The organism is Plastoroseomonas hellenica, from assembly GCF_018129085.1.
GTDB classification, from domain to species: domain Bacteria; phylum Pseudomonadota; class Alphaproteobacteria; order Acetobacterales; family Acetobacteraceae; genus Plastoroseomonas; species Plastoroseomonas hellenica.
The window spans coordinates 1-1,576 of record NZ_JAAGBB010000139.1 but is presented as its reverse complement, the minus strand read 5'-3'; the positions used below and the strand labels follow the sequence as shown (position 1 = coordinate 1,576).

Sequence of the window (1,576 nt, the reverse complement as noted above, 5' to 3'; positions counted from 1 at the left end):
AGCGCGGCCAGCGCCGCCGCGCCGGCGGGCTCGTCGCAGGCGGCGCCGGCACGCAGCAGCGCGCGCAGCACGCCCAGCAGCGGCGCGGGATGCCGCTCCGCCCAGTCTGCGCGGAGCGCGAGGCATTTCTCCGGGTGGTTGCGCCAGATCGCCGAGGACAGCAGGAGCGTGCGCCCCGCGCCGCTCCGCGCCGCCACCGCGCCCCAGGGCGCGCCGGCGCAGAAGCCATCGATGCGCCCGTCCGCGAGCGCCTGCGGCATTTCCGATGGCGGCAGAACGCTGAGCTCCACCGCCTCCTCGGGGTCGATGCCGCAGGCCGCCAGCCAATAGCGCAGGAGCAGGTCGTGGGTGGAAAAGCCATGCACGACCGCGAGGCGCGGACGCAGCCCCTTCGCGATCAGGCCCCGCAGCCGCCGCCCGGTCTCCAGCGGGGGCGGAACCGGACCGCCGTCCAGGAGGGGCTTCGCGAGCGCTTCCGCCAGCACGATCGAATTGCCGTTCAGGCTGAGCGACAACGGCACGATCAAGCGGGTCGCCGCCGGGCGGAGGCCGAGCTCCATGGCGAGGCCGAGCGGCGGCGGGAGCACGGCCGCGTCCAGCAGGCCATAGGCGAGCTTGTCGGCGACATTCGCCCAGGACGGCTCGACCGAGAGCGATACGGCAACCCCTTCCGCCGCGAAGAAGCCGCGCGTGGCCGCGAGGGCGACCGGCGCCGCATCGGTCAGGCGCAGTAGGCCAAGGCGCATCGGTGCGGCGCCTGTTGCGGCGTGATCAGCCATTCCCGCCCTTCTCCCCCTCGTCCTTCTGCAGCAGTTCGGCGGCGATATCGGCGACGCGTCGGGCGCGCTCCATCGCCTGGCGACGCAGCCACCGATGCGCCTCCGGCTCGGTCATCCGGCGCTGCTTCATGAGATGGCGCTTCGCCTCGTCCACGAGTTGGCGTTCCCGCAGCCCGGTCTGGGCCCGATGCAGCTCGGCCTCGACCTGGCGGTAGCGGCGGAAGATGGCGACCGCGGCGCGCACGATCGGCTTCACGTCGGGCAGTGCTGCGCCCACCACGGTGTAGGAGGAGACGCCGGCCTCGATCGCCGCCTCCATGAAGCCGGGATCGTCCACATCGACGAACATCGCGACCGGCCGCGGGTCGCGGCTGGTGGCGCGGCGGATGTCATCGAGCGTGTCGCGGTCGGGCCGCGCCATGTCCACGATGACCAGATCGGGGGCCTCGCGCGCGATCGCCTCGGGCAGGGTCTCGCCCGGCCGGGGGCGTACCGTCGCGGTCACGCCGACGGCGGCGAGCTGAACCTCCAGGGCGCGCGCGCGCTCCGGCTCCGTATCGATGAGCAGGACCTTCAAGCGTCTACCGGGCAGGCGGGCACGTGTTGCATTCAGCCCGGCCGGGCAAGCAAAGCCCGGGCCATGTGACGGCGGCCCGGACAGCAAAAGCCCGCCCGGAGCGATCCGGGCGGGCTTTCCCCTGTATCCCCCTGCAGGCGTGCGGCGTCAGGCGGCGCGGGCGACGTCCGGCGCGGCGGCGACGATGGTGCGCGGCGCGGTGGCCGGCGCCTCGGCGGCC

At 74.1% G+C, this 1,576-nt stretch carries 3 protein-coding genes; 1 reads left to right on the top strand and 2 read right to left on the bottom strand.

Going from position 1 to position 1,576, the window contains the following annotated elements:
• Both GXW71_RS34510 and GXW71_RS34505 read right to left on the bottom strand, forming a co-directional pair.
• Positions 1-779 (bottom strand): CmpA/NrtA family ABC transporter substrate-binding protein (locus GXW71_RS34510; protein ID WP_211858602.1); only part of this gene is annotated, 779 nt, incomplete at its 3' end.
• Positions 772-1,356 (bottom strand): ANTAR domain-containing response regulator, encoded by a 585-nt coding sequence (locus GXW71_RS34505; RefSeq protein WP_211858600.1) that lies wholly within the window; start codon positions 1,354-1,356, stop codon positions 772-774. The genes GXW71_RS34510 and GXW71_RS34505, both read right to left, overlap by 8 nt.
• Here GXW71_RS34505 and GXW71_RS34500 point away from each other — a divergent pair.
• The coding region (locus GXW71_RS34500; protein WP_211858598.1) for a hypothetical protein at positions 1,340-1,576 on the top strand (237 nt) is incomplete at its 3' end. The genes GXW71_RS34505 and GXW71_RS34500 overlap by 17 nt on opposite strands.